This window comes from Arthrobacter sp. 05L45_2 (assembly GCF_056397525.1).
The window spans coordinates 1-10,431 of the sequence record NZ_JBFTNO010000105.1; the positions used below are offsets into that span (position 1 = coordinate 1).

A 10,431-nucleotide genomic window follows, 5' to 3' on the forward strand; every position below is an offset into this window, starting at 1 on the left:
GCCCGTAGAACTGGACGAATTCGCCGAAGTTCATGGCACGTTCGTACATGTCGCGGACCACGGACTTGGGCGCCAGCTCAAAGTCGCCGATCCAAGGTGCGGCCTTGCGGTAGACGTCGAACGCTTCACCGAGGATCTCGGCGAGCGGTTGCGGGTAGGTGACGTCCTCGAGCATGGCCATGCGCTGGTCGTAGTCGATGCCGTCGGCCTTCATTGCGGCGATCGCCTCCCCGCGGACCTTCTTCTGCTGGGCGGACAGGATCTGCCGCGGCTTCTCCAGCGTGGACTCGATGACCGACACGACGTCGAGGGCGTACGACGGCGACTCCGGGTCCAGCAGGTCGAGGGCCGCGAGGGCGAAGGGGGAGAGCGGCTGGTTCAGGGCGAAGTTCGCCTGCAGGTGCACGGTCAGCCGGACGCTGCGCCCGTCCGGACCCTGCTCTGCCGCCGGAATCCGCTCGACGACGCCGGCCGCCAGCAGTTCGCGGTAGATGCCGAGGGCCTTCTTCATCAGCTGCAGCTGTGCGGACCGGGTCTCATGATTCTCCGTGAGCAGCCGGCGCGCGGCCTTGAAGGGGTCCCCGGGCCGTTCCATCAGGTTCATCAGCATCGAGTGCGTCACGGTGAAGCTCGAGCCCAGCGGATCCGGGACGGATTCCACCAGGCGCTTGTAGGTGGGTTCGCCCCAGGACACAAAGCCTTCCGGCGGTTTTTTCTTGACCACCTGGCGCAGCTTCTTTTGGTCGTCGCCGAACTTCGCGGTGGCCTTGGCCATGGCCTTGACGTTTTCGATCACGTGCTCGGGGGCCTGGACCACCACCGTGCCCGCCGTGTCATAGCCGGCCCGGCCGGCGCGGCCGGCGATCTGGTGGAACTCACGGGAGTTCAGCAGGCGGGTGCGGACGCCGTCGTACTTGCTGAGCGCGGTCAGGAGGACGGTGCGGATGGGGACGTTAATGCCGACCCCCAGAGTGTCCGTGCCGCAGATGACCTTCAGGAGGCCCGCCTGGGCCAGCTGCTCGACCAGCCGGCGGTATTTGGGCAGCATSCCGGCGTGGTGTACCCCGATGCCGTGGCGGACCAGCCGGTTGAGGGTCTTGCCGAAGCCCGCGGCGAAGCGGAATCCCGCGATCAGCTCGGCGATTTTGTCTTTTTCTTCACGGGTGCAGATGTTGATGCTCATCAGGTTCTGCGCCCGGTCGATGGCCTCGAGCTGGCTGAAGTGGACCACGTAGACGGGGACCTGCTTGGTGGAGAGCAGCTCCTCCAGCGTCTCGTGAACGGGGGTCTGCTGGTAATAGAAGTGCAGCGGGATGGGCCGTTCGGCGGAACTGACCGTCGTCGTCGGGCGGCCGGTCAGCTCGGTGATGCCGTCCTCGAAGCGGCTCACGTCGCCCAGGGTCGCGGACATCAGCAGGAACTGGGCCTGGGGGAGTTCCAGCAGCGGAACCTGCCACGCCCAGCCGCGCTGGGGGTCCGAGTAGAAGTGGAACTCGTCCATGATCACCGCGCCGAGGCTGGCGTCGGCCCCTTCGCGCAGGGCGATGTTGGCCAGGATCTCTGCGGTGCAGCAGATGATGGGCGCGTCCTGGTTAACGCCCGAATCTCCGGTGATCATGCCGACGTTCTCGGCCCCGAAGATTTCGCAGAGGGCGAAGAACTTCTCCGAGACGAGCGCCTTGATGGGGGCCGTGTAATAGCTGCGCTGGCCGCGGGCCATGGCCTGGAAATGCGCCGCGATGGCCACGAGCGACTTCCCCGAGCCGGTGGGGGTGGCGAGAATGACGTTGGCGCCGGCCGCCAGCTCCATCACGGCCTCGTCCTGGGCGGTGTAGAGGGCAAGGCCGCGGCTCTCGGTCCATTCGACGAACCGGGTGTAAAGCTCATCCGGATCGAGGCCGGTCCGGCCGGGGACTCGGGCGGCCGGGGCGGGAAGCTGATCTACGAGTTTCATTGCCTTCCAGCTTAGTGTCCCGCGGCGCTCCCGCAGCCGGGCCGGATAACCGCAGACAGCAGGTACTTGATGATTCAACCTTTTAGGCGTATGTTGGTTGTAGCTTCAACAAAACATCCAGTATCCGACCGAACAGAATCTGATGACGAACTTCCTGGCCCGAATCTTTGGAAAGAAGACCCCCATGACCAACATCACCATCATCGGCAACGGCAACATGGCCCGCGGCATCGCCACTCGCGCACTCGCCGCCGGCCGGACGGTCGAGATTCTCGGCCAGGATGCAGCCAAAGCCCAGGCCCTGGCGGAGGAGCTCGGAGGGGGTGTGCGCTATGGCACGACGGCGGATGCGCCGCAGGGCAGCCTGGTAGTCCTCGCAGTACCGTTCGACGCCGCCAAGTCCGTGGTGCGCGCCTATGGCGATGCCCTGGCCGGCAAGACGCTCGTGGACATCACGAACCCGGTCAACTTCGAGACCTTCGACTCCCTGGTGGTGGAGCCGGGCACGTCCGCTGCCGAGGAAATTGCCAAGCTCGCCCCGGCCGGTGCCGCAGTGGTCAAGGCCTTCAACACCACGTTCGCGGGAACCCTGGTGGCGGGCAAGTCCGGCAGCCAGCCCCTGGATGTGTTCATCGCGGGTGACGACGCCGCCGCCACCTCGGCCGTCAGCAGCTTCGTTGCCGACGCCGGCATGCGGCCGCTCGTGGTCGGCCCGCTCAAGCGCTCCGGTGAGCTGGAAGGCTTCCAGTTTGTCCTCATGACGATGCAAGCCAACCCCGAGTTCGCCGATTTCAACTGGGACACCGGCCTGAAGGTCACCAACTAATGGAAGCCATCTTCCCGGACCCGGTGGTAGCAACTGCCGGGTCCGACGACCCGGCGGCTCCGCTGGTGGTGCTTCTCCACGGCCGCGGCTCCGACGAGCGGGAAATCCTCGGCCTCGCCGGCCGGCTGCCGGCCGGACCCGCCTACGCCGCGGTCCGGGCTCCCATTGCCGAGGGCGGCGGCTACGCCTGGTTCGCCAATCGCGGCATCGGCCGGCCCGTGGCCGAATCCCTGGACGCGACGATGGCCTGGTTCCGCGCCTGGCTCGACGCGGCGGCACCGGCCGGCCGGCCGGTGGTGCTGGTCGGCTTCAGCGGCGGGGCAGCCTTTGCCGGCGGCCTGCTGCTGGCCGACCCGTCACGCTATGCCGGAGCTGCCATCCTCTACGGCACCCTGCCGTTCGACGCCGGTGTTCCGGTCGCACCAGGACAGCTGGCTGGCGTCCCGGTCTTTGTTGCCCACGGCGACCAGGACCGGGTCATCCCGCACGAGCTCCTCGAAAAGACCTGGGACTATTTGCTGACGGGCTCCGGAGCCGCCGCCACCTCACGCCGCGATCCCGGCGGGCACGGCATTACCGGCCAGACGCTGGCGGAGCTCGGCAGCTGGATTGAAGGGCTGCCCGCAGCCTAGGCCCGGCAGTGGCGCCAATCCGCCGCGGGTCGGTCCTTCGGGACCGGCCCTCGGCGGTAGGCTTCGGCTGAAGACACGGCGAAGCGGGGGCAAAGCGTGAAATGGGATCCAGCAAAGTACGAGGAATTCGGCGGCTACAGGGACCGGCCGTTCTTTGACCTGACGTCGCGAATCCGCGCTGGCTCCCCGCAGCAGGTGACGGACCTGGGCTGCGGCCCGGGAAACCTCACCGCCACGCTGGCGGCCCGCTGGCCCGGAGCCGCCGTCACCGGGCTGGATTCCTCGGCCGAAATGCTCGCCAAGGCCGGCGGCCTGGCGGCCGGCACGGACAACCTCTCCTTCCGCCAGGCGGACATCGGCGACTGGATGCCGGCACCGGACACCGACGTCGTGGTCACCAATGCCGCCCTGCAATGGGTACCCAACCACCTGGAACTCCTGCCGCACTGGCTCGAAGCCCTGCGACCCGGCGCCTGGTTCGCCCTGCAGGTTCCAGGTAACTTCAACGCCCCCTCGCACTCCCTGATGYGTTCCCTCRCGGAATCGGACGACTGGTCCGGGCGCCTGGCCGGCGTGCTCCGGCACAGCGACGCCGCGGCCGGCCCCACCGAATACCTCCAGCTCATGCTGGATGCCGGCTGTGACGCCGACGCCTGGGAGACCACCTACCTCCAGGTCCTCCCCGGCACCGATCCGGTGCTTGAGTGGGTCCGGGGAACCGGCCTGCGCCCGGTCCTCGCGGCGCTGGGCCCGGCGGACGCCGAACGCTTCGAGGCCGAGTACGCCCGGCAGCTGCGCGTCGCCTACCCGCCCGGGGACCGCGGGACCGTCTTCCCCTTCCGGCGGGTCTTCGCCGTCGCCCGCAAGCGCGGCTGAGACCCGGCCGGGCCACCCGTGCCAGCACCATTGACCAATGTGACATGCCACATGACAAAGATCGGCATGTGATGGGGCTTACAATGACAAAGCGGTCTTTGGGGCGACCGCGTCCTGCTCCACATCCGGGCCCTGTTCTAGTGATGGAGGTTCGGTGCTACTTAGCCTGATGAGGCGCCTGCTGGCGGCCCACAGGGTGACCGTCCTGGCCATCATCTGCCTCCAGCTGGTGCAGACCAGCGCCAACCTGATGCTGCCCACCCTGAACGCCGCCATCATTGACGACGGCATTGTCGCCGGCGACACGCCGGTGATCCTGCGGCTCGGCGGCTGGATGGCCGCGGTGGCCGCCCTCCAGGTCGGGTCCGCCGTCGCCGCCGGCTACCTTGGCGCTGTCGTGGCCATGCGGGTGGGGCACGAACTGCGCGAAGAGCTGTTCGCCAAGGTCCAGACGTTCTCCTCACAAGACGTCGGTGCCTTCGGTGCGCCCAGCCTGGTGRCCCGGGCCACCAACGACGTCACCCAGATCCAGAACCTCACCGTCCTGGTCTTCACAATGCTGGTCGCCGCTCCCGCGAGCTTCATCGGCGGCATCGTCCTCGCCCTGCACCAGGACCTCGCACTGTCCGGCGTCGTGGTGGTGGTGATCCCGCTGCTCGCGGGCCTGATGGTGCTGATCGTGCGGCGGCTGATTCCGCTCTACCGGCGCGGACAGGCACTCATTGACCGGATCAGCCGGGTGCTGCGCGAACAGATCATCGGCGCGAACGTCATCCGCGGCTTCGTCCGGCAGGACCACGAGATCCGCCGCTTCGATGCCGCCAACAAGGAACTCACCAGGAACAACCTGGACTCCGCGCTGCTGGTCGCCGGAATGAACCCCATGATCATGGTGGTGGTGAACCTTTCCTCCGTCGCGATCGTGTGGTTCGGCGGCCACCGGATCCAGTCCGGCCAGATGCGGCTCGGCGCCCTGACCGCGTTCATCGCCTACATCCTGCAGATCCTCATCGCCATCCTGATGGCCATGTACGTTTTCACCACCGCCCCCCGCGCCGCTGCGTGCGCCGAACGTATCCGCGAGGTCCTCGATACGGACCCCTCCATTGGTGACCCGGACCCGGCGTCGGCCGCTCCGTCCCCGGTGCCCGGAGCGGCGGCCCTCCGGCATGTCGCCGCCGGAACCGTCGAATTCCGCGACGTGGCCTTCGGCTACCCCGGGGCGGAAGCCCCCGTCCTCAGCGGAATCAGCTTCACCGCCGTTCCCGGAACGGTGACAGCCATCGTCGGAGCCACGGGCAGCGGCAAAACCACCCTCCTGAACCTGCTGCCCCGGTTCCTGGACGCGACCGCCGGCAGCATCAGCATCGGCGGCCGCGAGATCAACACGCTGCCGCTGGCGTCGCTCCGGGACCTGATGGCTGTGGTGCCGCAGCACTCCTACCTGTTCTCCGGGACCCTCGCCCAGAACCTGCGCGTCGGTGATCCGGAAGCCACTGACCACCAGCTGTGGGCGGCGCTGGAGACGGCCCAGGCAGCCGACTTCGTCCGGGATCTTCCCGACGCCCTGGAAACTCCGGTCAGCCAGGGAGGCACCAACCTCTCCGGCGGACAACGCCAGCGGCTCTGCATCGCCCGGGCACTGCTGCGCCCCGCTCCCGTGTACCTCTTCGACGACAGCTTCTCCGCCCTGGACTACGGCACCGACGCCCGGCTCCGCTCGGCGCTGGAGCCCCTCCTGCGCTCAGCGACCGTGCTGGTGGTGGCCGAGCGGGTAGCAACGATTGAAGATGCCGGACTCATCCTGGTCCTTGAAGAGGGCCGGCTGGTCGCCCAGGGAACCCATGCCGGGCTCATGGCGTCATCGCTGACCTACCGGGAAATCGCCGCCTCGCAGCTGGTCCTCGAGGAAACACCATGAGCGCCGGATTCCCTGCACCGCGGGCCGGAGCCGCCGCCAAGTGGCGGGCGGCTGGCCGGCTGCTGGGACTTCTGAAACCCGTGCGCCTTCGTATGGCCGGCGTCGTCGCCACCACCTGCGGGTTCGCGGCGCTCAACGTCGCAGCGCCCAAATACCTCGGCGACGCCACGGACGTCGTGGTCCACAGCGTTGTGGGCGGCACCTTTAACGACCAAAAACTCGGTCGCCTGCTCCTGGCGGTGGCGCTGATGTACCTCGGCGCGTCCTTGTTCAGCTGGATCCAGGGCGCACTCACGGCGACGGCCGTGCAACGGCTCAGTTACGGGCTGCGCGCCTCGGTGGAACAAAAGCTGCACGTCCTGCCCTCCAGCCACTTCGACGACCAGCACCGCGGCGACGTGCTCAGCCGTGCCACCAACGACGTCGACAACGTCTCCCAGGCCCTCAACCAGCTGCTCAACCAGCTGATCATGTCCGTGCTGATGCTCACCGGCGCCCTGGCCATGATGTTCTGGCTCTCCCCGCTGCTGGCGCTCATTGCCCTGGCCTCGGTTCCGCTCTCCACGCTGATCACCGTGCTTGTCGCCCGGAAATCGCAGGCCTATTTCACCGACCAGTGGGACAGCACCGGGGCCCTCCATGCCCACCTGGAGGAATTCTTCACCGGCCATGAGGTAGTCAAGGCCTTTGGCCGGCAGGAGGCCGCGGCGGCCGTCTTCAGCACCAGCAACGGCCGGCTCTTCCGGGCCTCTTCCAACGCGCAGTACGTCTCCGGGGTTGTGCAGCCGCTGATGATCTTCGTCGCCAACCTCAACTACATCGCCGTGGCCGTCATCGGAGCCCTGCAGGTCGCCGCCGGCACCATGACCATCGGCGGGGTGCAGGCCTTCATCCAGTTCAGCAGGCTCTTCAGCCAGCCCATGGGCCAGATCGGCGGAATGCTGAACCTCATGCAGTCCTGCATCGCCTCCGCCGAGCGCGTCTTCGCGCTGCTGGACGCGCCGGAAATCCCCGCCGACGCGGCCGGGCCCGCCGCCGGGTCCGCCCGGGCCGCCGCGGCCCGCGCGGCCGAYGCCGGATCCCCGCCGCCCGCCGGCAGGGTCACCTTCGAGGGCGCCACGTTCGGCTACGACCCCGCCTCTCCCGTCGTCGAGGGCCTGACCTTCACCGTGGAACCGGGCCAGACCGTGGCGATCGTCGGTCACACCGGCGCCGGCAAGACCACCGTGGTCAACCTCCTGATGCGGTTCTACGAGCTGGACTCCGGGCGGATCACGGTCGACGGGGTGGACATCGCCGAGTTGCCCCGCGACGGACTGCGGGCAACCTTCGGCACCGTGATGCAGGACGCCTGGCTGTTCACCGGCAGCATCCGGGAGAACATCGAATACGGCCGGCCCGGCGCGGACGACGACGACATTGTGGCCGCCGCCCAGGCAAGCCACGTGGACCAGTTCGTCCGGGCCCTCCCGGCCGGCTACGCCACCATGCTGGGCAACGACGGCGACTCCCTGAGCCGCGGCCAGCGCCAGCTCATCTCGATCGCCCGCGCCCAGCTGGCCGCCCGCAGCATCCTGATCCTCGACGAGGCCACCAGCTCCGTGGACAGCCGGACGGAAATGCAGATCCGGCAGGCCATGGCCCGGCTCCGGCAGGGGAGGACCAGCTTCGTGATTGCCCACCGCTTGTCCACAGTCCGCGACGCTGATCTAATTCTGGTCATGGACCACGGACGGATTGTTGAACAAGGGACCCACCAGGACCTGATGGCCGCGGACGGTGTGTACACCGGGCTTTACCGCGCTCAATTTGCCGGCCGCGAGCAGCCCGCACGGGTGCTGGAGTCGGACCGGTGAGCGCCGCAGAGCATGCCGCGGCGCAGTTCCCCGGCGCCTGGAAGCCCAACACCGGCAGTTCCGTGCCGCTGTTCGAGCAGCTGCGGCTGAACATCATCGAACACGCGGACAAAGGCACCCTGGCCCCAGGAACCCGCCTCCCTGCCGTGCGCAGCCTCGCGGCCGAGCTCGGCGTTGCACCGCACACCGTGGCGCGGGCCTACAAGGAACTCGAAGCCGCCGGCGTCGTTGCCACCCGCGGTCGGAACGGCACCGTCGTGTGCGCCCGCGACGAGGCCTGGGGCTCGCTCGCCGCCGCCGCTGCGGAGTTCGCTGACGCCGCCAAGGCCCAGGGCGCCAGCTTCGCGGAGGCCGTCCAACTCCTCGCGGCGGCGTACGACCGCCACTAACGGGGCCGCCATTAGCACATCCCGGCCCGGAATGGATATTCGAAGAAGTTTTCGATTAGCATTGGAGGCGTGCCTAAAGCCGTAGCTGATCAACCTGCCGTCGATGTCCAGCCTGCCGCCGTTCCGGTGAAGTCCGGAAAAGCGGCCCCACAGCGCTCCAGCCCGGCGTCGTCCGGTACGGAGCTGGCCCGTCCCGACCTGTCCCGCCTGGTGGTGAAGGGCGCGCGCGAACACAACCTCCGCAACGTCGACCTCGACCTGCCGCGCGACGCCATGATCGTTTTCACCGGACTCTCGGGCTCGGGCAAGTCCTCCCTCGCCTTCGACACAATCTTCGCCGAAGGGCAGCGCCGCTACGTCGAGTCGCTCTCCGCCTACGCCCGCCAGTTCCTTGGCCAGGTGGACAAGCCCGACGTCGACTTCATCGAGGGCCTCTCGCCCGCGGTCTCCATCGACCAGAAGTCCACCAGCAAGAACCCCCGCTCCACCGTGGGCACCATCACCGAGATTTACGACTACATGCGCCTGCTCTGGGCCAGGGTGGGCCGCCCGCACTGCCCCGTCTGCGGCGAGCCGGTCACCAAGCAGACCCCGCAGCAGATCGTCGACCAGCTCCTTGAACTTCCCGAGGGCACCCGCTTCCAGGTCCTCGCGCCCGTGGTGCGCGGCCGCAAGGGCGAGTTCGTCGAGCTGTTCAAGGAGCTCACCGCCAAGGGCTACTCCCGCGCCCGGGTGGACGACAAGCTGATCCAGCTCAGCGACCCGCCCAAGCTCGGTAAGCAGTTCAAGCACACCATCGAGGTGGTGGTGGACCGGCTGGTGGTCAAGGACGGCATCAGCCAGCGCCTGACGGACTCCGTCGAAACCGCACTGGGACTGGCCGAGGGCCGGGTCCTCGCCGAATTCGTGGACCTTGAGGCCGACGATCCCGGACGCATCCGCGCGTTCTCCGAACACCTCGCGTGCCCCAACGAGCACCCGCTGGCAATCGACGAGATCGAGCCCCGCTCGTTCTCCTTCAACAACCCCTTCGGCGCCTGCTCCGCCTGCAGCGGCATCGGCACCAAGCTCGAGGTCGATGAGGAACTCCTCATCCCCAACCCCGAGCTCTCGCTGTCCGAGGGTGCCATCGCCCCGTGGTCCCTCGGCACGGCCACCACGGAATACTGGAACCGGCTCCTCGGCGGCCTGGCCAAGGAAATCGGCTTCAAGATGACCACCCCGTGGGAGAAACTCTCCGCGGAGGCCCGGCAGACCGTGCTGCACGGCAAGGACCACCAGGTGGTGGTCCAGTACCGCAACCGGTTCGGCCGCGAACGCAAGTACAGCACCGGCTTCGAAGGCGTGGTCCAGTACGTGCACCGCAAGCACACCGAGACGGACTCCGACTCCGCCCGGGACCGCTACGAGGAGTACATGCGCCAGGTCCCGTGCCCGGCCTGCAACGGTGCCCGGCTGAACCCGGCGTCGTTGTCCGTCCTCATCAACGGCAAATCCATCGCCGAGGTCGCGGCGCTGCCCATGCGCGAATGCGCGCACTTCCTGGACACCCTGGTGCTCAGCGGCCGTGAGGCGCAGATCGCGCACCAGGTCCTCAAGGAGATCCAGGCCCGCCTGACGTTCCTSCTCGACGTCGGCCTCGARTACCTGAACCTGGAACGSCCCTCCGGCACCCTGTCCGGCGGCGAGGCCCAGCGCATCCGGCTGGCCACCCAGATCGGCTCCGGCCTGGTGGGGGTGCTGTACGTCCTCGACGAACCGTCCATCGGCCTGCACCAGCGCGACAACCGGCGGCTGATCGAAACCCTCACCCGGCTCCGGGACCTCGGCAACACACTGATTGTGGTGGAGCACGACGAGGACACCATCCACGAGGCCGACTGGGTGGTCGACATCGGACCCGGCGCCGGCGAGCACGGCGGAATGGTGGTCCACTCCGGTTCCTACCAAGACCTGCTGAAGAACACCGAATCCCTC

8 protein-coding genes are annotated in these 10,431 nt (G+C 68.0%); 7 read left to right on the forward strand and 1 reads right to left on the reverse strand.

The window, feature by feature from the left end:
- Positions 1 to 1,954, reverse strand: a 1,954-nt coding sequence (locus AC1DHD_RS09675; protein WP_476879504.1) for a DEAD/DEAH box helicase, incomplete at its 3' end; no start/stop codon positions are given.
- 184 nt (positions 1,955 to 2,138) lie between these two features.
- Here AC1DHD_RS09675 and AC1DHD_RS09680 point away from each other — a divergent pair.
- The 7 genes from AC1DHD_RS09680 to uvrA all read left to right on the forward strand — a co-directional run.
- Positions 2,139 to 2,780: an NADPH-dependent F420 reductase gene (locus tag AC1DHD_RS09680; RefSeq protein ID WP_476879505.1), complete on the forward strand. Its 642-nt coding sequence runs from the start codon at positions 2,139 to 2,141 to the stop codon at positions 2,778 to 2,780.
- The gene (locus AC1DHD_RS09685) at positions 2,780 to 3,412 is read left to right on the forward strand and encodes an alpha/beta hydrolase (RefSeq protein ID WP_476879506.1); all 633 of its coding nucleotides are present in this window, start codon (positions 2,780 to 2,782) and stop codon (positions 3,410 to 3,412) included. The genes AC1DHD_RS09680 and AC1DHD_RS09685 overlap by 1 nt, the downstream gene beginning before the upstream one ends.
- A gap of 96 nt (positions 3,413 to 3,508) precedes the next feature.
- The gene (locus AC1DHD_RS09690) at positions 3,509 to 4,288 is read left to right on the forward strand and encodes a trans-aconitate 2-methyltransferase (protein ID WP_476879507.1); all 780 of its coding nucleotides are present in this window, start codon (positions 3,509 to 3,511) and stop codon (positions 4,286 to 4,288) included.
- Between the two features lie 169 nt (positions 4,289 to 4,457).
- Positions 4,458 to 6,209 carry an ABC transporter ATP-binding protein gene (locus tag AC1DHD_RS09695; RefSeq protein WP_476879508.1) on the forward strand — a complete coding sequence of 584 codons (1,752 nt, stop codon included), beginning with the start codon at positions 4,458 to 4,460 and terminating at the stop codon, positions 6,207 to 6,209.
- Complete coding sequence (locus AC1DHD_RS09700; RefSeq protein ID WP_476879509.1) at positions 6,206 to 8,065, forward strand: ABC transporter ATP-binding protein; 1,860 nt, start codon at positions 6,206 to 6,208, stop codon at positions 8,063 to 8,065. Before AC1DHD_RS09695 ends, AC1DHD_RS09700 begins: the two co-directional genes overlap by 4 nt.
- Positions 8,062 to 8,454, forward strand: coding sequence for a GntR family transcriptional regulator (locus AC1DHD_RS09705; RefSeq protein ID WP_476879510.1), 393 nt, complete (start codon positions 8,062 to 8,064; stop codon positions 8,452 to 8,454). Before AC1DHD_RS09700 ends, AC1DHD_RS09705 begins: the two co-directional genes overlap by 4 nt.
- A 183-nt stretch (positions 8,455 to 8,637) precedes the next feature.
- On the forward strand, positions 8,638 to 10,431 hold a 1,794-nt coding region (gene uvrA, locus AC1DHD_RS09710), incomplete at its 3' end, for an excinuclease ABC subunit UvrA (RefSeq protein ID WP_476879511.1).

Bases quoted from the DNA above. Each gene is read 5' to 3' on its own strand.
- AC1DHD_RS09680 (WP_476879505.1), top strand. From the start codon at position 2,139: ATGACCAACATCACCATCATCGGCAACGGCAACATGGCCCGCGGCATC.
- AC1DHD_RS09685 (WP_476879506.1), top strand. From the start codon at position 2,780: ATGGAAGCCATCTTCCCGGACCCGGTGGTAGCAACTGCCGGGTCCGAC.